The organism is Kitasatospora sp. NPDC029367, assembly GCF_055569135.1.
This window is the reverse complement of the sequence record NZ_JBVHYH010000003.1, coordinates 84,083-106,432: the sequence shown is the minus strand read 5'-3', so window position 1 is coordinate 106,432 and position 22,350 is coordinate 84,083. Positions and strand designations below refer to the sequence as shown.

At 74.1% G+C, this 22,350-nt stretch carries 16 protein-coding genes; 6 read left to right on the top strand and 10 right to left on the bottom strand.

The features are described from left to right. Positions 1-55 precede the first annotated feature (55 nt). From ACZ4W5_RS03690 to ACZ4W5_RS03675, 4 genes are read right to left on the bottom strand one after another with little or no spacing between them, the layout of a single operon-like run. On the bottom strand, positions 56-1,117 hold the full coding sequence (locus tag ACZ4W5_RS03690) for an amino acid ABC transporter permease (RefSeq protein WP_465652557.1): 1,062 nt from the start codon (positions 1,115-1,117) through the stop codon (positions 56-58). 28 nt (positions 1,118-1,145) lie between these two features. Beyond that, positions 1,146-2,093, bottom strand: a complete 948-nt coding sequence (locus ACZ4W5_RS03685) for an ABC transporter substrate-binding protein (protein WP_465652555.1) — start codon at positions 2,091-2,093, stop codon at positions 1,146-1,148. 10 nt (positions 2,094-2,103) lie between these two features. Next, entirely contained in the window at positions 2,104-2,631 is a 528-nt protein-coding gene (locus ACZ4W5_RS03680; RefSeq protein ID WP_465652553.1) for a GNAT family N-acetyltransferase, read from the bottom strand. Then, the gene (locus ACZ4W5_RS03675; protein WP_465652551.1) at positions 2,628-3,782 is read right to left on the bottom strand and encodes an LLM class flavin-dependent oxidoreductase; all 1,155 of its coding nucleotides are present in this window, start codon (positions 3,780-3,782) and stop codon (positions 2,628-2,630) included. The genes ACZ4W5_RS03680 and ACZ4W5_RS03675 overlap by 4 nt, the downstream gene beginning before the upstream one ends. 714 nt (positions 3,783-4,496) lie before the next feature. On the opposite strand from ACZ4W5_RS03675, the gene ACZ4W5_RS03670 reads away from it, so the two are divergent. Beyond that, entirely contained in the window at positions 4,497-5,456 is a 960-nt protein-coding gene (locus tag ACZ4W5_RS03670; protein ID WP_465652549.1) for an amino acid ABC transporter permease, read from the top strand. After that, complete coding sequence (locus tag ACZ4W5_RS03665) at positions 5,453-7,381, top strand: FAD/NAD(P)-binding protein (protein ID WP_465652547.1); 1,929 nt, start codon at positions 5,453-5,455, stop codon at positions 7,379-7,381. Before ACZ4W5_RS03670 ends, ACZ4W5_RS03665 begins: the two co-directional genes overlap by 4 nt. Positions 7,382-7,397: 16 nt before the next feature. On the opposite strand, the gene ACZ4W5_RS03660 is transcribed toward ACZ4W5_RS03665, so the two are convergent. After that, positions 7,398-9,296 (bottom strand): serine/threonine-protein kinase, encoded by a 1,899-nt coding sequence (locus tag ACZ4W5_RS03660; RefSeq protein WP_465652545.1) that lies wholly within the window; start codon positions 9,294-9,296, stop codon positions 7,398-7,400. Between the two features lie 71 nt (positions 9,297-9,367). Further along, positions 9,368-11,242 (bottom strand): serine/threonine-protein kinase, encoded by a 1,875-nt coding sequence (locus tag ACZ4W5_RS03655; RefSeq protein ID WP_465652543.1) that lies wholly within the window; start codon positions 11,240-11,242, stop codon positions 9,368-9,370. Positions 11,243-11,402: 160 nt separating this feature from the next. Here ACZ4W5_RS03655 and ACZ4W5_RS03650 point away from each other — a divergent pair, with 160 nt between their 5' ends. Beyond that, positions 11,403-13,688, top strand: a complete 2,286-nt coding sequence (locus ACZ4W5_RS03650; RefSeq protein WP_465652541.1) for an FdhF/YdeP family oxidoreductase — start codon at positions 11,403-11,405, stop codon at positions 13,686-13,688. 150 nt (positions 13,689-13,838) lie between these two features. On the opposite strand, the gene ACZ4W5_RS03645 is transcribed toward ACZ4W5_RS03650, so the two are convergent. Next, positions 13,839-15,356, bottom strand: coding sequence for an NlpC/P60 family protein (locus ACZ4W5_RS03645; RefSeq protein WP_360233525.1), 1,518 nt, complete (start codon positions 15,354-15,356; stop codon positions 13,839-13,841). A 438-nt stretch (positions 15,357-15,794) separates the two neighbouring features. Between ACZ4W5_RS03645 and ACZ4W5_RS03640 the strand changes: the two genes are divergently transcribed. Beyond that, positions 15,795-16,991, top strand: coding sequence for an inorganic phosphate transporter (locus ACZ4W5_RS03640; RefSeq protein WP_360233522.1), 1,197 nt, complete (start codon positions 15,795-15,797; stop codon positions 16,989-16,991). 25 nt (positions 16,992-17,016) lie between these two features. Continuing rightward, positions 17,017-17,265, top strand: coding sequence for a hypothetical protein (locus tag ACZ4W5_RS03635; RefSeq protein WP_360233519.1), 249 nt, complete (start codon positions 17,017-17,019; stop codon positions 17,263-17,265). A gap of 121 nt (positions 17,266-17,386) precedes the next feature. Here ACZ4W5_RS03635 and ACZ4W5_RS03630 read toward each other — a convergent pair whose 3' ends face one another. Beyond that, on the bottom strand, positions 17,387-18,883 hold the full coding sequence (locus ACZ4W5_RS03630; protein ID WP_465652608.1) for an MDR family MFS transporter: 1,497 nt from the start codon (positions 18,881-18,883) through the stop codon (positions 17,387-17,389). 409 nt (positions 18,884-19,292) lie between these two features. Between ACZ4W5_RS03630 and ACZ4W5_RS03625 the strand changes: the two genes are divergently transcribed. Next, a complete protein-coding gene (locus ACZ4W5_RS03625; protein WP_360233513.1) occupies positions 19,293-20,342 on the top strand; it encodes an ABC transporter permease in 1,050 nt (349 codons plus the stop codon). A gap of 101 nt (positions 20,343-20,443) precedes the next feature. On the opposite strand, the gene ACZ4W5_RS03620 is transcribed toward ACZ4W5_RS03625, so the two are convergent. Then, positions 20,444-21,658 (bottom strand): ROK family transcriptional regulator, encoded by a 1,215-nt coding sequence (locus tag ACZ4W5_RS03620; protein WP_465652537.1) that lies wholly within the window; start codon positions 21,656-21,658, stop codon positions 20,444-20,446. A gap of 10 nt (positions 21,659-21,668) precedes the next feature. After that, the gene (locus ACZ4W5_RS03615) at positions 21,669-22,220 is read right to left on the bottom strand and encodes a GtrA family protein (protein WP_360233507.1); all 552 of its coding nucleotides are present in this window, start codon (positions 22,218-22,220) and stop codon (positions 21,669-21,671) included. Positions 22,221-22,350: the final 130 nt, after the last annotated feature.

Genomic DNA, 22,350 nt, shown 5'->3' with positions numbered 1-22,350 from the left:
CCGGCGCCGTCGGCCCGGTCGGCCGGAGGGGTCGGGTCGGCCTTGGTCAGCGTGGTCACGGGGTTCCTCCGGGGGTGCGAACGGCGGTGCGGGCGTCAGTACGGGCGGCGGTGCGCGCACCGGCGCGGACGTCGGCGCGGGCGTCGGTGCGGACGGGCAGGCTGCGCAGCAGCGTCCGCAGGCGGTGCAGCGGGCCGGGCGGCGGAGTGCGCCGGGAGCCGCGGGCGAAGTAGCGCTCGACGTAGTACTGGCCGATCGACAGCACCGTGGTCAGCACCACGTACCAGACCGTGGCCACCATCAGCAGCGGCACCACCCGGCCGGTCCGGCCGTAGATCACCTGGGCCTGGTAGAAGAGCTCGCCGATGGCCATCACATAGACCACCGAGGTGCCCTTGAGCAGCGAGATCACCTCGTTGGCGGCGGCCGGCAGGATGCCCCGCATGGCCTGCGGCAGCACGATCCGCCAGGCCTGCCGCCAGCGCGGGATGCCGAGCGCGGCGGCGGCCTCGCGCTGGCCGGCCTCCACCGCGATGATGCCGCCGCGGATGATCTCGGCGGCGAACGCGGCCTGGTGCAGCCCGAGCCCGAGCACCGCGGCGCCGAGCGCGCCCAGCACCCCGACCGTCTCGAACTCGCCGAAGGTCGGGCCGAACGGGATGCCGAAGCCGAACCGCTTGTAGAGGTAGGAGAGGTTGAACCAGAACACCAGCTGGACGATCAGCGGGATCGAGCGGAACACCCAGACGTACGCCCAGGCGATGGTCCGCAGCACCGCGCTGCGGGACAGCCGCATCCCGGCCACCACCGCGCCGAGCGCGAAGCCCAGCACCGTGCCGTAGGCGGTGAGTTCGAGGGTGCGGCCGATCGCCTGGAGGATGGTGTCGGCGGTGAAGTAGAGCCGGAAGGTGGCCCAGTCCCAGCCGGGGTTGGTGGCCAGGCCGTGCAGGAACTGGAGCAGGACGACGAGGGCGGCCGCCCCGGCCGCCCAGCGCCACGGGTGCCGGGCGGGGACGGTCCGCAGGCCGGCCAGCTCGGCGGCGTCGAGGCCGGGGGCGGGGGCGGGGGCAGGGGCGGGTCTCGGCGGGGACGGCGGTGCCGGGGTACTGGTGGTCATCGGAGGACTCCTTCGACAGGCCCTGCGGTCACGGGTGTTCGGGCGGACTGATCTGCGACTCCTTGATCGCCGAGTCGGTGAGCCCCCACTTCCGGAGGATCCGCTCGTACGTCCCGTCCTTGATCAGCTGGTTGACCGCCGCCTGGAAGGCCGGGGTGAGCGGGGAGCCCTTCTTGAAGGCGAAGCCGACGTCCAGGCGGTGGAACTCGTTGAGGAAGCGCACCCCGGCGGCCTCCTGCGCGGCCTGGTGGCGCAGTCCGTTGATGGTGGACATCTCGACGTCCACCCGGCCCTGCTGGAGGCCGGTCAGCAGGGCGCCGCCCTCGCTGAACGCCTTCACCTCGTACGGCTTCTTCCCGGCGTCGGTGCAGACGTTCTTCTTGCTGTTGAGCGTGGTCTCGAAGGTGGTGCCGGCGCCGGTGCCGATGGTCAGTCCGCAGAGCTGGGCCAGGTCGGTGACCGGCTGGACGGACGTGTTGTCCTTCTTCACCGCGAAGCCCTGGCCGTCGTCGATGTAGGTGACGAAGTCGATGGTCTTCAGGCGGGCGGTGGTGACCCCGAAGTTGCCGGTGCCGACGTCGAACTTGCCGCTGTCCAGGGCGGGCAGGATGGTCTCGAAGGCGGCGTCCTGGCGCTGGACGGTCAGGCCGAGGACCTTGGCGACGGCGTCGGTGAAGTCCACGTCGACCCCGACCGGCTTCTTGGTGGTCTGGTCGGCGTAGTAGGCGCTGGGCGGGGCGCCGAAGGACGAACCGAACTTCACCACACCGGACTTGCGCACCTCCTCGGGCAGCAGCGCGGCGGCGGCCTCCGACTTGCCGAGGCCGGAGACGACGTCCTCGGTGGCGGTGGCGGCCGGTCCGCCCGCCCCGGCCGCGCCCGCGATCTTCGGGTCCGAGCCGCAGGCGGCCAGTGCCAGGACCGGCAGCAGCGCGGTGGTCGCGAGGAGGAGGCGGCGGACGGTGGTGGTTCTCACGGGGGGCCTTTCAGTGGGTCGGGACCAGCGTCGACAGGGCAGGGGCCGAGGGGGCAGGGATCGGCAGGGGCTTCTCGAACGGGAGCGGGCCGATGGTCAGGGGGTCGGCGCCGACGTCGAACAGCGGGGTGTAGCCGGCGGCCAGGTAGAGGCCCTTGGCCTCGGGCTGGCGCGGGCCGGTGGTGAGGTAGATCCGCCGGTAGCCGGCGGCCGCGGCGGTCCGCTCCAGCTCGGCGAGCACCCGGCGGGCCAGGCCCCGGCGGCGGTGCGCGGAGTGGGTCCACATCCGCTTCACCTCGGCGGTCCGCTCGTCGTACCGCTTGTACGCGCCGCCGGCCACCGGCTCGCCGTCCTCCAGCAGGAGCAGCAGCACTCCGTGCGGCTCGGCGAAGGCGTCGTCCGGGTAGCGGGTCATCTCCTGGTGGGCCTCGGGGCCGTAGCGGGTGACGTACTCGTGGGTGAGCTCGCGCAGCAGCGGCTCGACCAGCGGGTCCGCCAGGGCGACCCGGCGGAACTCCCACCCGGGGACCGGGCTCACGCCTGCACCGCGATCAGCTGGTGCCGGTCCCGCTCGGCGCGGGCCGCCGCCTCGGCCTTGGCCGCGTCGCGCTTGGCGACCTCCTCGCGGACGATCGGGATCACGTACCGGCCGAAGTCGATCGCGTCGTCCAGCAGGTCGTAGCCGCGGGCGGAGAGGATGTCCACGCCCAGGTCGTAGTAGTCCAGCAGCGCCTGGGCGACCGTCTCCGGGGTGCCGACCAGCGCGTTGGAGTTGCCGGCCCCGCCGGTGGCCGCGGCGGTCGGGGTCCACAGCGCGCGGTCGTAGCGCTCGCCGGCCTCGGCGATCTCGATCAGGCGCTGCGATCCGGTGTTCTCCGGGGCCCCGCCGACCGGGCGGCGCCTGGTCACCGGCTCCCCGCTCTCCCGGCGGGCCCGGATGGCGGCCACCGTGCGGTGCGCCTTCTCCCAGGCCAGTTCCTCGGTGGGCGCGATGATCGGCCGGAACGCCACCTGGATCCGCGGCAGGTCGGTCCGCCCGGCGGCCCGGGCCGCCTCCCGTACCCGCTCGATCTGCTCGGCGGTGCGGGCCAGCGGCTCGCCCCACAGGCAGTAGATGTCGGCCTCGGCCCCGCCGGCCGCGTAGGCGGCGTCCGAGGAGCCGCCGAAGGAGACCGCCGGGCGCGGCTGCTGGACCGGGAAGACGTCGGAGACGAAGTCGTTGAAGCGGTAGTGCGGGCCCTCGTGGTCGAAGGGCTCCCGGCTGGTCCAGGCCTTCTTCACGATGCCGATGTACTCGCGGGTGCGCTCGTAGCGCTGGTCCTTGGTGAGGAAGTCGCCCTCGCGCTGCTGCTCGTGGTCGGTACCGCCGGTGATGAAGTGGACGGTCAGCCGGCCCTCGCTGATCTGGTCGAGGGTCGCGAAGGTCTTGGCGGCGAAGGTCGGGTAGGAGACGTTCGGCCGGTGGGCGAGCAGGATCTGCAGCCGGTCGAGGTGCGAGGCGAGGAAGGCCGCCGCGGCCGCGGGCTCCGGGGAGCCGGAGCCGTACGCGAAGAGCACCCGGTCCCAGCCGTGGTCCTCGTGCGCCCGGGCCAGCCGCAGGGTGTAGTCGCGGTCGAAGGCGGCGGTGGTGCGCGGGTTGGTCTCCGAACCGTCGCCGGTGGCGGCGATGCCGAGGAATTCGACGGGCATGGCGGAACCTTTCGGGTGGGCTGACTCCGGTGGGCTGCGGGTGGGCAGGCCGGAGGCGGCCGCGGCGGGGCGCGGCCGTCGGGCACGGGGCGGTGGAGCGGTGACGCGGGCGTACAGGCGTACAGGCGTACGGGCGTGCGGGCGTGCGGACGCGGGAGGAGGGACGCGGGAGGACGGCGGATGCGAGCGGAACTGCCGGAGCGCAGAACGAGGGCGGTGGAGGGCGAGGCGGCAGCGTGCGCCTGACGGCCCGTCAACTAGCGTGACGGACCATGGTTCCCGGCCCGCGACGGGGCACACCGAGGGAGGTCTCCCCGAAGGGATTCAGGGCCGGACGGGCGGCCCGCTGCCGGGTCAGCCGCGACACGCCGCGGACCACACCCGACCGAAGTCGATGTGGTCGCGGGTGACCAGGGGCAGCTCGGCGTACATGGCTTCAAGTTGAGCAGTCGGCCGAGCGGTACGTCAACCGTGCATCATTGCCGCACTGTTGCGATCTCCTGTCGCCTCTCCCGCCGCCCCCGAGCGGCCCCGACCGCGCCCCTACCGCTCCCCGATCACCCTTGACAGCCGTCGATCGCGCATGCGTACGATCGAGGTGGAGTGCAGTGCGTTGCGCCGGCCGCGTTGAGGGACGCGGGCCGGTGCGCGAGGGCCCGTACGTGATCACACCCGTACCTCTCCCCGCCCGCACTCCGCCCAGGAGCCGCCGCCATGGCCACCCCGCAGGACGTCCTGCCCGCACCCGCCGCCGCGCCCGCCCTCACCGAGAGCCCGCCGGCACCCCCCGAGGCCCGGATCGTCGCCCGCCGCAGGCCCGGGCAGTGGATCGCCGCGGCCGCCGCCCTGCTGCTGGCCGCGATGGCGGTCGGCTCGGTGGTCCGCAACAAGGCCTTCCAGTGGGGCGTGGTCGCCGAGTGGTTCACCGCCCGGTCCGTCCTCGACGGCCTGACCCTCACCCTGTGGCTGACCGCCGTCACCCTCGCCCTCGGCTTCGTCCTCGGCACCGTCCTGGCCACCATGCGGCTGTCCACCAACCCGGTACTGCGCACGCTCAGTTGGGGCTACATCTGGATCTTCCGCTCCACCCCGCCGCTGGTGCAGCTGCTGTTCTTCTTCAACATCGGCGCGCTCTACCCGACCCTCGGCCTCGGCATCCCCTTCGGCCCCGAGTTCGTCACGGTCAGGACCGTCAACCTGATCGGCCCGACCCTGACCGCCGTCATCGGCCTCACCCTGCTGGAGAGCGCGTACGCCGCCGAGGTGATCCGCGGCGGCATCCTCTCCGTCGACCGCGGCCAGCTGGAGGCGGCCGCCGCGCTCGGGCTCGGCCGGTGGCGGGTGCTGCGCCGGATCGTGGTGCCGCAGGCGATGCGCGCGATCGTGCCGAGCGCCGGGAACATGCTGATCGGGGCGCTCAAGGGCACCAGCATCGTCAGCGTGCTGGCCGTCTCCGACCTGCTCTACTCGGTGCAACTGGTCTATCTGCAGTCCTACCAGGTCATCCCGATGCTGATGGTCGCCACCCTCTGGTACCTGGTGGTCACCACCGTGCTGTCGCTCCTCCAGTACTACGTCGAACGCCACTTCGCCAGGGGCGCCACCCGGGACGGCCTGCCGCCCACCCCGCTGCAGCGCGCCCGCGCCGCCCTCGCCCGGGTGGTCCGGGCATGACGACGACGCTCGTGATCGTCGGCGCCGGGCCGCGCGGCACCGGACTGCTGGAGCGGATCGCCGCCAACGCCGCCGAACTCCTCCCCGCCGACCGGCCGTTGGAGATCCACCTGGTCGACCCGTACCCGCCCGGCGCGGGCCGGATCTGGCGCCGCGACCAGTCCCCGCTGCTGCGGATGAACTCGATGGCCGAGGACGTCACCATGTTCACCGACGAGCGCTCCACCATCGAGGGCCCGGTCCGCCCCGGCCCCTCACTGGCCGAATGGGCCCTGCAGCAGAGGGAGTTCGCGCCCTACCGGGAGGTCACCGACCCGGCCGTACGGGCCGAGCTGGCCACCCTGGCGCCCACCGACTTCCCCACCCGGCGCGCCCAGAGCGCCTACCTGGACTGGGTGTTCCGCCGCGCCGTCGCCGACCTGCCGGCCCACGTCACGGTCACCGTCCACCGGGGCACGGTACGGCGGATCGACGGACCGGCCGACGGCCCGCAGACCGTCCACCTGGACGGCACCACCCTCACCGCCGACCACGTCGCCCTCACCCTCGGCCACCTCGACTCCGCCCCGCACCCCCGGTACGCCGCCGACGCCGCCTTCGCCGCCCGGCACGGCCGCTTCCACCTCCCGCCCGCCTACTCCGCCGACGTCGAGGCCGAGTTGGCCCGGATCGCCCCCGGCGAGCAGGTGGCGCTGCGCGGCTTCGGCCTGGCCTCCGTCGACCTGGTCGCGATGCTCACCGAGGGGCGCGGCGGCCGCTTCGAACCCACCGGCGAGGGGCCCGCCCTGCGCTACCTCCCGTCCGGCCGCGAACCGGTGCTGCACCTGGGCTCCCGGCGCGGCGTGCCCTACCACTCCAAGACCGACTACCGGCTCCAGGGACCGCCCGCCCCGCTCCCCCGGTACTTCGACGCGGCCGCCGTGGACGCCCTGCTCGCCACCGGCCGGCCGCTGCGGCTGCGCCGCGACGTCTGGCCGGCGATGGCCAAGGAGGTCGGCTTCGGGCACTACCACGAGCTGTTCCACGCCCACCCGGAGCGCACCGCGCTGCCCTGGCCCGAGTTCCTCGCCCGGTACGACCGGCACGACTGGTACTCCCCCGAACTGGCCGCACTCGTCGCCGAGGCCGTCCCCGACCCGGCCGACCGGATCGACTTCGAACGGCTCGACCACCCGCTGGCCGGGCTCGAACTCGGCTCCGCCGAGGAGCTCCAGGCCCACCTGCGCGACTACGTCACCGCCGACGCCGACCGCCGCGCCGACCCGTCCCACAGCGCCGACCTGGGCGCCTTCCTCGCCCTGCTGTCGCTGTTCGGCCAGCTCCCGCGGATCCTCGCCTCCGGCCGGCTCACCGCCCGCTCGGTCGCCGAGGACGTCGACGAGTGGTTCTTCGGCTATTTCAGCTTCCTCGCCTCCGGCCCGCCCGGCTTCCGGCTGCGCCAGCTGCTCGCGCTCTCCGAGGCCGGGGTGGTGCGCTTCCTCGGCGCGGGCGTACGGATCGAGCGGGACGAGGCCACCGGCACCTGGCGGGCCTCCGGCAGCACCGTGCCCGGCCACGCCGTCACCGTCACCGCGCTGGTCGAGGCGTACCTGCCCAAGCACGCGCTGGCCCGCACCCTCGACCCGGTGCTGGACTCGCTGCACCGCGCCGGACGGGTGGCGGAGGAGGTGGTGAGCGACGCGGAGCACACCCACCGCTCCGGGCTGGTCACCATCGACCCCGCCGACAGCCGGCTGATCGACCCGGCCCTGGGCGGCGCCCCGCACCCGCGCCGCACCGCACTCGGCCCGCACACCAGCCTCCGGGCGGCCGCCGCCTTCGCCCGGCCCCGCACCAACGCCCCGGCCTTCCGCCAGAACGACGCCGCCGCCCGGGCCCTGCTCCGCGCCCTGGCCGCACTCCCGGCGGCGGCCCTGGTGGGGTGAGGCCGGGGGCGGGGCGTCACGGCCCGAAGACCTCAACCAGCAGGTCCTCGTCCGAGACGAAGGGCGGCGCCGAGGCCACCCGCTCCGCGAGGCCCTTGACGCCCGTCCCGCGCTCCAGCTCGCGGGACAGCTCCGGGACGGGCTCCCCGGCGGTCCGGATCCACCGGACCAGCCGCAGCGCCTGGTCACGGTCGATCCGCACCCGCCAGGCGCGGACGGCCCGGTGCGGCGCGCGGTGGAACCGGGCCCGCTTCCGGTACTCCGCCAGGTCGGCCCCGGCCTGCACACAGCGCCGATGGGCCGGGCCGAAGGCCTCGACCAGCTGGGGCAGCAGCTCCTCCAGGCGGGCCGCGGCGGCCGGGAAGTCGCCCAGCTGGGCGGAGCACGCCGCGAGGTCGACCCCGGCCTGGAGGACGAGCGGGCCGCGCGGGCCCCGGGCGCTCCGCAGCGCGGGCAGCAGCGCGGTCAACAGGCGGACGGCGGTGGCCGGGTGGCCGCTCCTGCGGACCATCCCGGCCAGGTCGTACCGCACCTCCAGCACCTGCGGATCGAGCTGCCCGAGGACGGGCTGGAGGTCCGCCAGCAGGTCCTCCAGCAGCCCGACGGCCTGCGCCGGGCGGCGGTCCCGGTCGAGGTGCCGGGCGAGGTCCCGCCGGGCGGCGACGACCTCCGGGTCGGTCCCGCCGAGCGAGCGCACGGCCGCCTCGACCACCGGCCGGAGCCGGTGCACGGCCGCCGCGGGCCGCTCGTCCTGCACGGCCCCCACGGTCGCCGCCAGCCGGGCCCGGACGGCCACCGCGTCCTCGACCGGCCCGGGCGGTTCGACGGGGCGGCCGACCGGCCGGGGCGCCGGGTACAGCAGCGCGGGCCGGCCCACCGGCCGGAGCTTCGGCTGCCGGGCCGGGGCGCGCCGCCGGACGGGTGCGGGCCGCTTCGCCAACTCCGCTTTCGGGGCGGCCGGTTCGGGGCTCGTCGGCTTCGGGCTCGTCGGCTCCAGGCCCGTCGGCTCCGGGGCCGCCGGTTCCGCAGCAGCCGCGTCCGGCCCGACCCGGTCGACCGGTGTCGCCGTCGGCGGCAGCTCCCGGCCCTCCGCCAGGTCCGCGAAGCGCTGGGCGACCGTCCGGGCGTCGGCCGGCCGGTCCGCCGGCTCCTTCGCCAGCAACTGGACCAACAGGTCGGGGAGTTGGCGCGGCAGACCGTACTTCACCGGGTCCACCGCCGGGGGCGGCTCGTTGAGGTGCTGGTACATCAGCACCGGCGTCGAGTCCCCGGTGAACAGCCGCTTCCCAGTGAAGAGTTCGACCAGGACGCAGCCCAGCGCGTAGAGGTCCGCCCGGCCGTCCACCCGGCCGCCGGTCCACCGCTCCGGCGCCATGTACGGCGGACTGCCGATCACCGTGCCGACGGTGGTCAACCCGCTCGCCCCGACGTCCAGTTGGGCGATACCGAAGTCCAGCACCTTGGCCAGGCCGTCCTCGGTGATCATCACATTGTCCGGCTTGACGTCCCGGTGCACCATCCCCGCGTCGTGCGCGGCCGCCAGCGCCTCGCAGATCTGCCGGGCCCAGCGCAGACCCACCTGCGGATCCGGCCGGCCCTCCCGGATCACCTGGGTCAGGGTGCGGCCGGTGAGCAACTCCATCACCAGGTAGGTGACCTGCTGGTCGTCGGCCTCGCTGTGGCCGAGGTCGTGCACGGTGACGATGTGCGGGTGCGACAGGTTGCCCGCCGCCGAGGCCTCCCGGGCGAACCGCAGCGCGGCCTTCGCCTGGTCGCCGTCGTCGTGCCGGATGACCTTGACCGCCACCGGCCGCCCGACCCGGGTGTCCTGGGCCCGCCAGACCACCCCGAATCCACCCTGGCCGAGCTTCTCCCGGAGCTCGTACCGGTCGTCGAGGACGTCACCGACCCGCACCTGCCCTCCCCCCAATCGGCTGTGTACCCACCGACTCTAGCGAGCGGCCCGGGCAGCGGCGCGCCCCGCCCTCACGGGCCGAAGATCTCCTCCACCACGTCCTCGTCCGAGACGTGGTCCGGCGCCTCGAACACCACGTCGGCGACGCCCTTGAGGCCGATGCCCCGCTCCAGCGCGCCGACGCAGGCGGCCGCCTCCTGGTCGGTGGCGAAGTCCCACACCCGCAGCCGGCGGACCAGCACCAGGGCCTCGATCGGGCTCATCCGCGGCGCCCGGCGGCGGTGGTGGCCGCCCTTGCGGCCGGACTGGGCCAGCCGCTGCTGGTAGCCGGCCAGGTCCTGCCAGGCCTGGACGGTGTTCGGGTGGTGGTCGCCCAGCGCCCGGGCCAGCTCGGGCAGCAGCGCGTGCAACTGCACCACCGCGCCCTGGAGGTCGCCGCGGTTGGCCTGGTGGACGGCGAGGTCGTGCCGGGCCTTGAGGACCCGGCTGTCCTGCGGGCCCCAGGCCGCGGCCAGGTCCGGCAGGAGTTCGCGCAGCAGCCGGATCGCGGTGACCGCCGAGCCGCTCTCGCCGATGCACCAGGCGAGGTGGTAGCGGGCGCCGAGGGTGTCCGGGTCGGTCGGGCCGAGCGCGGAGCGCATGTCGGCCACCACGCTGGAGAGCAGCCGGATCGCGCCGTCCAGGTCCCCGGTCCGGCTGAGGTACCAGGTGAAGTCCCGCCAGGCTCCCAGGGTGTCCCGGTCGCTCGCGCCGAGCGCGGTGACGCTCTCCTGGGCGACCGCCTGCAGCAGGATCGCCGACTCGCCCGCCGTCGCGGCCCGGTACGCGGCCGCACGGCGCTCGCGCAGCCCGGCCCGGACGGCGTCCCCGGACGCGGGGGCCGCGACCACCGGCGGGGTGGTCAGCGGGGACAGCACGGAGGGCGCCGCAGGAGCCGCGGGCGGCGCCGAAGGCACGGGCGGCGCGAGCGGTGCGACGGGCGGCGCCGGAGGCGGCGCGGGCGGCGCGGGCGGCGCGACCGGCGCTGGCGGAACAACCGGAGCAGCGGGCACAGCAGGAGCCACCGGAGCGACCGGAACCGCCCGGTCCGCCCCCGCCGCCACCCCGTCGACCGGCCACCCGGCCAGCTCGGCGAGCCGCCGCTCGACCGTACGGGCGTCGGCCGGCCGCTCCGCCGGGTCCTTCGCCAGCAGCTCCGCGACCAGCCCGGCCACCTGGGGCGGCAGCCCGAACTGGGCCGGATCGAGCGCCGGGGGCGGCTCGTTGAGGTGCTGGTACATCAGCACCGGCGTCGAGTCCCCGCCGAACGGCCGTGCCCCGGTGAAGAGTTCGACCAGGACGCAGCCCAGCGCGTAGAGGTCCGCCCGCCCGTCCACCCGGCCGCCGGTCCACCGCTCCGGCGCCATGTAGGCGGGGCTGCCGACGATCGTCCCGGTGGTGGTCAGCCCGCCGGCGCCGGTGTCCAGCTGGGCGATGCCGAAGTCCAGCACCTTGAGGTGCCCGGCGTCGGTGATCATGACGTTGTCCGGCTTGATGTCCCGGTGCACCATGCCCGCGTCGTGGGCGGCCGCCAGGGCCCCACAGATCTCCCGCCCCCAGCGCAGGCTGAGCGCGGGCTCGGGCAGTCCGGCCCGGAGCACCTCGGTCAGGGTGCGGCCGGTGAGCAGCTCCATCACCAGGAAGGTGACCTGCTGGTCGTCGGCCTCGCTCTGCCCCAGGTCGTGCACGGTGACAATGTGCGGGTGCGAGAGGTTCCCGGCCGCGCAGGCCTCCCGGACGAAGCGCAGTGCGGCCTTCGCCTGGTCGCCGCCGTGGTGCCCGATGACCTTGACGGCCACCGGCCGCTGCATCCGGGTGTCCTGGGCCCGCCAGACCACTCCGAAACCGCCCTGGCCGAGCTTCTCCCGCAGCTCGTACCGGCCGTCCAGAACGTCCCCGACTCGCACGCGCCCCTCCCCCACCCGTTGTGACGCCCAGACTCTACCGACGGCCGACAGCCCTCCCCACCTGACGGGCCTCCCCACCCGACGGCCCAGGTGGAAGGATGAGCGGAGAGCCCGCAACGGTGCGATGGCTCGGACCCGTACAGCCCCGAGGAGCGCAGTCATGGCCAAGCAGGCCCCGCAGAGCGACCCGGTGCAGGACGCCCCCGAGGTGTCCGCGCCCCAGCACGCGGCCGCCGGCCTGCCCGCCGTCGGTCACAGCCTGCGGATGGCCGCCGAGCAGATGGGCGCCCGGCGCACCCTCGCCACCCTGCTCAAGGTCAACCAGCCGGACGGCTTCGACTGCCCCGGTTGCGCCTGGCCGGAGCCCGGCAAGACCCACACCGCCGAGTTCTGCGAGAACGGCGCCAAGGCCGTCGCCGAGGAGGCCACCGAGCGCCGGATCCGGGCCGAGTTCTTCGCCGCCCACCCGGTCGCCGACCTGGCCGAACGCTCCGGCTACTGGCTGGGCCAGCAGGGCCGGCTCACCCAGCCGATGCTGCTGGACGAGGGCGCCACCCACTACACCCCGGTCTCCTGGGACGACGCCTTCGCGCTGATCGCCGAGGAGCTGCGCGCCCTGGACACCCCCGACGGCGCCGCCTTCTACACCTCCGGCCGCACGAGCAACGAGGCCGCCTTCGCGTACCAGCTGTTCGCCCGCCGGTTCGGCACCAACAACCTGCCGGACTGCTCCAACATGTGCCACGAGTCGTCCGGTTCGGCGCTCACCGAGACGCTCGGCGTCGGCAAGGGCAGCGTCAGCCTCAAGGACCTCTACCAGGCCGACCTGATCATCGTGGCCGGCCAGAACCCGGGCACCAACCACCCCCGGATGCTCTCCGCGCTGGAGCGCGCCAAGCGGGCCGGTGCCACCGTGGTGAGCGTCAACCCGCTGCCGGAGGCGGGCCTGGAGCGGTTCAAGAACCCGCAGAACGCCCGCGGCCTGCTCGGCCACGGCACCAAGCTGACCGACCTCTTCCTGCAGATCCGCCTCGGCGGCGACCTGGCGCTGTTCCGCGCGCTCAACCGGATGATCCTGGAGGCGGACGGCGTCGACCGCGCCTTCGTCGCCGAACACTGCCACGGCTTCGAGGAGTTCGAGGAGCAGGCCCGGAAGACGGACCGCGAGGAGGTGCTCGCGGCGACCGGCCTGCCCTGGGAGCAGATCGAGGAGCTCGGCCGGCTGGTGCTGGCCTCGAAGAAGATCATCGTCTGCTGGGCGATGGGCCTCACCCAGCACAAGCACGCGGTGCCGACCATCCGCGAGGTGGTCAACTTCCTGCTGCTGCGCGGCAACGTGGGCCGCCCCGGCGCCGGGGTCTGCCCGGTGCGCGGGCACAGCAACGTCCAGGGCGACCGCACCATGGGCATCTTCGAGCGGCCCGCCAAGGCCTTCCTGGACGCGCTGGAGAACGAGTTCGGCTTCGAGCCGCCGCGCGCCCACGGCCTCGACTCGGTGGACACCATCCGGGCGATGCGCGACGGCAGGGTCAAGGTGTTCTTCGCGATGGGCGGCAACTTCGTCGCCGCGACCCCGGACACCGAGGTCACCGAGGCCGCGATGCGCCGCTGCCGGCTGACCGTCCACGTCTCCACCAAGCTCAACCGCTCGCACGTGGTCACCGGCGCCCGGGCCCTGATCCTGCCCACCCTGGGCCGCACCGACCGGGACGTCACCGCCGCCGGCGCCCAGTTCGTCAGCGTCGAGGACTCGATGGGCCAGGTCCACTCCTCGCGCGGCGGCCTGCGCCCGCCCGCGCCGGGGCTGCTCTCCGAGACGGCGATCGTCTGCCGCCTCGCCCGCACCGTCCTCGGCCCGCGGGACACCGTGCCGTGGGAGGACTTCGCGACCGACTACGACACCCTGCGCGACCGGATCGCCCGGGTGGTGCCGGGCTTCGAGGACTTCAACGAGAAGGTCCGCCGCCCCGGCGGCTTCACCCTCCCGCACGGCCCCCGCGACACCCGCACCTTCCCCACCGCCACCGGGAAGGCCAACTTCACGGTCAACCCGCTGACCGCCCCCGAGGTCCCGCCGGGCCGGCTGCTGCTGCAGACCCTGCGCTCGCACGACCAGTACAACACCACGATCTACGGCCTGGACGACCGCTACCGCGGGATCAAGGGCGGCCGCCGCGTCGTCCTGGTCAACCCGGCGGACGCCGCCGAACTCGACCTCACCGAGGGCCGGTACGTCGACCTGGTCAGCGAGTGGACGGACGGCACCGAGCGCCGCGCCCCGCACTTCCGGGTCGTCCACTACCCCGTCGCCCGCGGCGGCGCGGCGGCCTACTACCCGGAGACCAACGTGCTGGTGCCGCTCGACTCCACGGCCGACATCAGCAACACCCCGACCTCCAAGGCCGTGGTGATCCGCTTCGAGCCCGACACCGGCGCGGCCGGGTAACGGCTCCCCCGAACGGCACGGAGGCCGCCCGGCGTCCTGGGACGCGGGGCGGCCTCCTCGTGCCGGAGCCGTACGCGGCGCCGAAGCCGTACGCGGCACCGGAGCCGAACGCGGCGCCGGAGCCGAACGCGGCGCCGGAGCCGAACGCGATCAGTGCAGCAGGCCGCCGAGCGGCAGCGTGGCCGTGGGGCTGCCCGGCACGGGGGCGCTCGCCGAGCCGGTGCCGCTCGGGGTGCCGGTGCCCGACGGCGTCCCGGTGCCGGACGGCGTGCCGGTCGGGGTGCCCGTCGGCGTCTGGGTGGGCTTGTCGCTCGGCGTCTGGGTCGGCGTGCCCGTCGGCGTCTGGGTCGGGGTCCCGGTGGGCGTACCGGTCGGCGTGCCCGGGCCGGTCGGCGTCGTCGGCGTGCCGGTGCCGGACGGCGTCCCGGTCGGCGTGCCGGTGCCGCCCGGGGTGGGCGTGGCCGGGGTGCCGCCGGTGGCCGGCGGGGCCGGGGTCCGGTCGACCGGGCTGGGCGCGATCGGGGTGACGGTGTCCCAGCCCTTGGGCAGGTCCGGCACCTTCCAGGCGCCGCCGGCGTCGTCGGCCGTGCCGTCCGGGTCGGGGCGGACGGCGCCGAGGATCGCCATCGAGCCGATCGGCGAGACCTTGATGAACGCGCCGGGCCGCGGCGCCTGGACGATCAGCCCGCCGCCGATGTACATCGCGACGTGCGAGGCGTCCTGGAAGTAGACCACCAGGTCGCCGGGCCGCAGCTGGTTCAGCGGGACGTGCTGCAGCTGCGCCCACTGCTCCTGGCTGGTGCGCGGGATCGCCTTCCCCGCGTGCAGCCAGGCCTGCGAGGTGAGGCCGGAGCAGTCGTAGGAGTCCGGGCCGGTGCCGCCCCACAGGTACGGCTTGCCGAGCTGGGCGAGTGCGAAGGCGACGGCGCCGCGGCCGGCCAGCGAGGGGGTGCGCTCGCCCTTGCCGAGGGCGCCGGAGGCGAGGAAGGCGAGCTGGGCCTCGTCGGCCTTGGCCTTCTCCAGCTGTTCGAGTTCGGTGCGCTGGGCGCCGGTGAGCGAGGAGACCAGCTGTTCGACCGAGGCGAGGTCGGCCGTGACCTTGGCCTTGGCGGCGTCCTGCTGGACGACCAGCGCCTGCGAGGTCTTGAGGGCTTCCTCGGTCTGCTTCTTCAAGCCGTCGAGCGCGTCCCGGTCGGCCTTGAGCTTGTCCAGGAACTCGGACTGCGAGCGGCTGGCCGCGGCGAGCAGTTCGGCGATGGTGACGGCCTCGTACGGGTCCTTGGAGAGCAGCAGCTCGGCGTAGGCGGAGGAGGCGCCGTTGCGGTACTGGGCGGCGGCGAGCTGGGAGGCGATGTCCGTCCCGGCGTCGACCTGCTTCTGCTGCTTGTCGAGCCTGCCCTGGAGGTCGGTGAGCGTGGTCTGCTGCTCGGCGACCTTGGCGACCGCGCCGTTGTACTGCTCGGTGGCGGCCTCGGCGCTCTGGTAGAGCCCGTGCAGCTGGTCGAGCAGCGGGCCGAGGGTGGCCTTGGCCGCGGCGAGCGGGTCGGCTCCGGGGGCGACGGCGGCGCCGGCGCCCGGGTCGGGTGCCGCGTAGGCGGCCTGGGTGGCGACCGGCAGCGCCAGCGCGGCGGCCGCGAGGACGGCTCCGCACCGCAGGGCCGCCCGCACCCAGGGGCGTACTCCTGTTGTCTCCGTGCGCTGTGCAGCCCCGCCCATGGGTGGTCCTCCCCGCCCTTGCCCTGTCCTGCCGGTGCGCCGCCCGCGGGCTCCCCCGGGAACGATCCCGCAGATCCTCCCACGGGTTACTCGTCGGAAACAGAGCGCACGCGGACCGGGAGGTTAATTCTCGATTGAACTGTTGATCCGCCGACCCGTTGATCCGCGCGGCAGCTGTGAGACAGGTCTCAGCAAACGGGGGCGAAACAGGACGTTCTCCGCCAATGCCCAGCTCAGCGCGGCCCAGGACACCCCTCCGAAAGCTCCCGGACACCGGTGGGTCACCGGCGGAACCACGATTCCCGGCTCAGTTCACCTTCCGTTTACCCAACGGACCTACGGTCGCGAGGTCATCAACGTCCGTGCGACAACTACGACGATTGTTTGGGTATGGAACACATCTCGTTCCTGGTAGCCGTTGTGATCATCACGGCGCTCGCCTTCGACTTCACCAACGGGTTCCACGACACCGCCAACGCGTCCGCCACCGCGATCGCGACCGGGGCCCTCCGTCCGAAGGTCGCGGTCACCATCGCGGCCCTGCTCAACTTCGCAGGCGCGTTCCTGTCGGTGAAGGTCGCCACCACCATCTCCGGTGGCATCGTCAACGAGAAGGCCGGCATCCACCCCGAGGTGATCTTCGCCGCCCTGGCCGGCGCGATCCTCTGGAACCTGCTGACCTGGCTGCGCGGTCTGCCGTCCAGTTCCTCGCACGCCCTGTACGGCGGCCTGATCGGCGCCACGATCGTCGGCGTCGGCATGAACGGCGTCAACTTCGACACCGTGATCACCAAGATCATCATCCCGGCGGTCGCCTCCCCCCTGGTCGCCGGCCTCGCCTCCTGGGGCGCCACCAAGCTGGCCTACGCGATCACCCGCAGGGGCAACGGCGCCGCCACCGACAAGGGCTTCAAGACCGGCCAGATCTTCTCCTCCTCGCTGATCTCGCTGGCGCACGGCACCAACGACGCCCAGAAGACGATGGGCATCATCACCCTGACCCTGGTCTCGGTCGGCGCCCTGCCGCACGGCGCGCTGCCCCCCACCTGGGTGATCGTCTCGGCGGGCGCCGCGATCGCGCTCGGCACCTACATGGGCGGCTGGCGGATCATCCGCTCGATGGGCAAGGGCCTGGCGGACATCAAGCCGCTGCAGGGCTTCGCCTCCGAGTCGGCCGTCTCCACCGTCATCCTGACCTCCTCGCACATGGGCTTCGGCCTCTCCACCACCCAGGTCTGCACCGGCGGCATCATGGGCGCCGGCCTCGGCGGCCCGAAGCCGGAGCTGCGCTGGAGCCTGGTCCGCCGCATGGTCTACACCTGGGGCCTGACCCTGCCGGCCGCCGGCCTGGTCGCCGGCGGAGCGGCCGTACTGGCCCGCCAGGGCGCCTGGGGCGTCGCCCTGGTCGGCGCCGTGCTGGTGGCCGGTTCGGCCACCATGTGGGTCATCTCCCGCCGCCAGCCGGTCGGCGCGGACAACGTCAACGACGTCCCCGAGGTCACCCCGGTCGAGGTCACCCCCGTCGAGGTCGCCGCCACCCCGGCCACCGCCGCCCCCACCCCCGCCTCGACCACGGTCGCGGCCTGAGCGCCGCAGACCGAGGAGCACTCCCATGCACATCAAGTGGAACGCCCTGGCCCAGACCGCCGGCATCAGCTTCGGCGTCACCGTCGCCGTGGTCGCCGTCTTCGCCCTCGGCATCCTGGCGCTGTCCCGCCGGGAGGCCGCGCTGAGCTCCCGCGAGGCGGGCGGTCAGGCGGCCGGCGGCGGCAAGCCCGCCCTGCTGGCCGGCGCGTACGCCTGTTTCGCGCTCTGCGCCTGCGCCGTGGTCTACGGCCTGGTGCTGATCGCCGCGCCGTAAGGCATCGCGGCTCGGTGCCGCGCCGTAAGGCACCACGGCACCGAGCGACGCCGACGGGCCGGGGAGAGTCGAACTCTCCCCGGCCCGTCGGCGTTCGTGCCTGCGCGCTTCCCCGCCCCGGTCAGCTCTCCTGGGTGGTCCGCAGCGCGGTCTCCCGGATGAACAGCACGGTGACGAAGGACAGCGCCGCGAAGGGCGCGGCCCACAGGAAGACCGTGCCGACGCCGTGGCCGAACGCGTCGGTGACCAGCGGCAGGATCGGGGCCGGCAGCTTCGCCAGGTCCGGGATGCCGCCGCCGGAGGCCGCGGCCCCGGCCGGGATGTGCGCCGCGGCGAGGTTCTCGGCCAGGTAGTGGCCGACCTTGTTGGACATCAGCGCGCCCAGCGCGGAGACGCCCATCGCGCCGCCCATGGTGCGGAAGAAGGTGACGACGGAGCTGGCCGCGCCGAGCTCGTGCCGGGGCACCGTGTTCTGCACCGCGAGCACCAGGTTCTGGCTGGTCAGGCCGAGGCCGATGCCGGTGAGCGCCATGTAGAGGGAGAGCAGCCCGTAGTTCGTGTCGACCCGGGCGGTGCCGAGCAGGCCGAAGCCGATCGCGAGCAGCGCGGTGCCGGCGACCAGGTAGGCCTTCCACCTGCCGTACTTGGTGATCAGCCGGCCGGCCACCGCGGAGGAGACCGCCAGGCCGATGATCATCGGCAGCGTCATCAGGCCGGCCGTCGTCGGGGACTTGTCCCGGGCCAGCTGGAAGTACTGGCTGAGGAAGGTGGTCGCGCCGTACATCCCGACGCCGACCAGCACGCTGGCGATCGCGGCCAGGGTGACGGTGCGGTACTTGAACAGCGACGGCGGGATGATCGGCTCGGCGGCGCGGCGCTCGACCACCACGGCCAGCGCGGCCAGCAGCACGCCGCCGCCGACCATGGCCGCGGTCTGCCAGGACAGCCACGGGTAGTCGGTGCCGGCCAGCGTGATCCAGATCATCAGCAGGCTGACGGCGCCGGTGATGACCAGCGCGCCCAGGTAGTCGATCTTCGCCGGGCGCTTGACCACCGGCAGCTTGAGGGTGCGCTGCACCACCAGGATCGCGGCCAGCGCGAACGGGATGCCGACGTAGAAGCACCAGCGCCAGCCGAGCCAGGAGGTGTCGACGATGACGCCGCCGATCAGCGGGCCGCCGATGGTGGCGAGGGCGAACACCGCGCCGAAGTAGCCGCTGTACCGGCCGCGCTCGCGCGGCGGGACCATCGCGGCCAGGCAGATCTGGCCGAGCGCGACGACGCCGCCGGCGCCGATGCCCTGGAGGGCGCGGCAGGCGATCAGCTCGCCGGTGTTCTGCGAGAGGCCGGCCAGCGCGGAGGTGGCGATGTAGATCAGCAGGGCTATCTGGAGCAGCAGCTTCTTGCTGGCCAGGTCGGAGAGCTTGCCCCAGATCGGGGTGGAGGCGGTCAGCGTGAGCAGGGCCGCGGTGATCACCCAGGTGTAGGCGGACTGGCCGCCGTGCAGGTCGGTGAGGATGTGCGGCAGGGCGTTGGAGACGACGGTCGACGAGAGCACGGCCACGAACAGGCCGAGCAGCAGGCCGGACAGTGCCTCCATCACCTGCCGGTGGGTCATCGGACGGTCGTCGACGGCGGCTGCGGCGCCGGTCGAGGCCTGGGTGGTCACGGTCATCTGGGTCCTTCGGCGAGGCGGACGGCTACGGGGCGGGGCGCAGGGCGCGGCGTGCGGGGTACACGGGCAGGGAAATTCGTTGCCTTAAGCAACCATACGACTGATAGTTGAGTAAGGCAACCTTCTTCAAGCCCAAGCAAAGCCCCGTCCGGCGTGAGAGTTCCGCCACTTCGGCGCGGCCCGCCGGGCCCTCGCCCCGACCCGACGCCCCGTCACCACCAGGCACTCCTCGTCCGCCGCGGCGCCGGCGCCGCCCAGCGGCAGTGGCCGAGAACCGGCGCGGGAGATAGGACGAGCAAGTTAGTTCATGGTATTAAGTATCCGTTTTCCGCCGATACGCAAGGAGATGTGGATGACCGCCCCGGGGCAGGGATTCGTCGCCGAACTGAAGGGCGCGGTCACACCGCGTGCGGCACTGCTGGTGATCGGCGTGCTGCTGCTGCAGCTCGGGTTCATCACCTCGTACGTCGGGGCGCTGCACCACCCGACGCCGCACAAGCTCTCGATCGCGGTGGTCGCCCCGCCGCAGGTCACGCCCAAGCTGGTCCAGGCCCTGGAGTCGGTGCCGGACGAGGCGGTCAAGCCGGTCACCGCGCCGGACACCGAGACGGCCACCCAGCAGATCAAGGACCAGAAGATCTACGCCGCGCTGGTCGTGGACCCGAACGGCACCCAGGACACCCTGCTGACCGCCGGCGCCCGCGGCACCTCGGCCGCCAAGGCCGCCGAGAGCATCACCACCGCGCTGGACAAGTCCCAGGGCCGCACCGTCAAGGTCGAGGACGTCGTGCCGCTGGCCAAGGGCGACACCAACGGCCTCACCGGCTTCTACCTGGTCATCGGCTGGTGCGTCGGCGGCTACCTGGTCGCCTCCATCCTCGGCATCAGCGCCGGCTCCAAGCCGGCCAACGTCCACCGCCTGCTGATCCGCCTCGGCGTCCTCGCGCTGTACTCGGTCGGCGCCGGGCTCGGCGGCACGATCATCGCCGGGCCGGTGCTGGACGCGATGCCCGGCTCGATCCTGTCGCTGACCGCCCTCGGCGCCCTGGTGGTGTTCACCGTCGGCGCCTTCACCATGGCCCTGCAGTGCCTGTTCGGCATCATCGGCATCGGCCTCGCGGTGCTGGTCTTCGTGGTGCTCGGCAACCCGAGCGCCGGCGGCGTCTACCCGGCCCCGATGATGCCGCCGTTCTGGCGGGCGATCGGCTCGCTGATCCCGAACGGCGCCGGCACCAGCGCCACCAAGTCGATCGCCTACTTCGGCTCCACCAACCTGGGCATGCCGATCCTGGTCCTGGTGGTCTGGGCGCTGGTCGGCGTCGCCGTCGCCTTCCTGGCCGTCCTGCGCACCCCGCGCGAGGCCGGGCGCGAGCTCGACGCCGAGGCCCCCGCAGCGGCCTGAGCCCCGACACACCGCCTCCGAACGGCAACGGGCCCCCGACCACTGTGGTCGGGGGCCCGTTCCCGCTCCGGGGGCCCGCTCCTGTTCGGGGGCCGGTCGGCTCAGCCGCCCGCGAGCGGCCCCGGGTCGGCGACGATCGCGCGCACCACGCCCACCGCCGCCCCCAGCAGCGGCCCGCGCCGGCCGAGCCGGGAGACCGTGAGCCGGTCCTCCGCCCAGGGCCGAACCGTCACCCGGGCCGCCAGCTCGTGCCGCATCGCCGGCACCAGCCAGGGCGCCAGCCGGGCGTAGCCGCCGCCCAGCACCACCTCGGCCGGGTCCAGCAGGTTGACCGCCCCGGCGGCGGCGATGCCGAGCGCGGCCCCCGCCCCGGCCAGCGCCGTCCGGACCGGCTCGTCCCCGGCGCCGGCGCGTTCGGCGAGCAGCGCCACCCAGTCGCCGGGCACCCCGGCCAGCCCCGCCGCCCGCAGCACCGCCGCCTCTCCCGCGTACTGCTCCAGGCAGCCGTGCGAGCCGCAGGCGCAGCGCCGCCCCTCCGGGTGGACGGGCATGTGGCCCAGCTCGCCCGCGTAGCCGCGCGACCCGCGCAGCAGCCGGCCGCCGACCACCACGGCGGCACCGACGCCGGCCTCGGCGGAGACGTACAGGAAGTCCTCCGGGCCCTCGCCCAGCCAGCGTTCGGCCAGGCCGCCGAGGTTGGCCTCGTTGTCCGCGTCGACCGGCAGTTCGGCCAGGCCGTCGCCGACCAGGCGCAGCGCCGGGCGCAGTTCGGCGGCCAGCGGGACGTCCTGCCAGCCGAGGTTGGCGGCCCGCTGGAGCACCCCGCCGCTGCCGACCAGCCCGGGCACGGCCAGGGTCAGCCCGGCCGGGCGCAGGCCGGACTCGGCGACGGCCGAGCGCACCAGCCGGGCCAGGTCGGCCATCACGGCGGCGGGTTCCCGGCCGTGGTTGGCGCTCTCCTCGCGCCGCCAGGCCCGGACCTCGCCGCGCAGGTCGACCACGCAGACGCCGAGGTGGCGGACCCCGATCTCGGCGCCGAGGCCGCCGGGCCCGAGCGGGTTGAGGCCGAGCGCGGTGCCGGGGCGGCCGACCTTGCCGCTGGGGGCGGCCGGGCCCTCCTCGACGACCAGGCCGGCCGAGATCAGCTGTTCGGCGAGCGAGGAGACCGCGGCCCTGGTCAGCCCGGTTCCGGCGGCCACCTCGGCGCGCGAGCGGGGGCCGCGCGCGATCAGGCCGAGCACCAGGGCCAGGTTGGCCCGGCGCATCCCCTGCTGGCTGGCGGGCCCGGTCCGGACGCCGTCCGGCTCCCCGCGCATAACCCTCACCTCACGGTCTTTCCGGTACATCCCGTGGCATCTCGGGTGCAGCGTAACCGGGTTCCGGCTCCGCGTGCGTCCGGGCGGCGGGGCTGGTGAAGACCCAGCGCCGCATCGCCCAGAAGCGGAACAGCATGGCGACGAAGGTGCCGACCACCATCCCGCTGAGGAAGTCGGCGACCTCCTGCTGGAACGGGTCGACGTACGGCTCGCGCAGGTCGAGGGCGTACCGGGAGAGCGCCAGCGGAATGTCGTTGACCCCGATCGCCACCACGCTGACCAGGAAGAACAGCAGGGCCTCCGGCCGGCGCCCGTCCGTCCGGAAGGCCCAGCGGCGGTTGAGCACGTAGGAGACGACGGTGGCGATCACCGTCGCCACCGTCAGGGCGACCACCGGCTGGTGCTCCAGGACGGTGAACTTGAGCTCGACGTCGATCACCGTGGTGAGGACGAAGCAGCCGCTGCCGACCGTCAGGAACTTCACCAGCCGGCGGTGCCGCACCAGGAACGGCCGCAGCCTCGCCGGCACCCGGGCCAGGACGCGCTGCGTGGGGGACGGCATCTCCGCAGTGTGGCACGCGGCGGGGCGGGCCGGGGGGGCCCCCCGACCCGCCCCGGCCCCCCCCCCCCCACCCCTCCCGACACAGCGACAAACCCTCCCCCCCACTCCCCGACCCACCCCCCCCCCCCCC